Here is a 229-nt window from a genome sequence, read left to right on the forward strand (position 1 = left end):
CCGTGCTGGGCTATCTTGCAGCGGGGCTTGCAGTAGGCCCATTCGGTTTGGCATTGATTAGCAGCCCTGAAACGCTACTACACACCGCTGAGCTAGGCGTTGTTATGTTTTTGTTTATTATTGGTCTGGAGATGCGGCCAGCTAAGTTGTGGGCGCTGCGGCGGCAGATATTCGGCCTTGGCGTAGCGCAAGTTAGCACCTGTGGTATTTTGCTGACGTTGGTCGCGAT

The 229-nt window shown here is 54.1% G+C and carries 1 protein-coding gene; it reads left to right on the top strand.

All coding sequences use genetic code 11. The features are described 5' to 3' along the window. Positions 1–2: 2 nt before the first annotated feature. The coding region (locus SB773_RS35140) for a cation:proton antiporter domain-containing protein (RefSeq protein ID WP_410595232.1) at positions 3–229 on the top strand (227 nt) is incomplete at its 3' end.

Origin of the sequence: Bacillus sp. SIMBA_074, assembly GCF_046534555.1 — a bacterium.
In the GTDB taxonomy this organism is placed as follows: Bacteria; Bacillota; Bacilli; order Bacillales; family Bacillaceae_G; genus Bacillus_A; species Bacillus_A mycoides.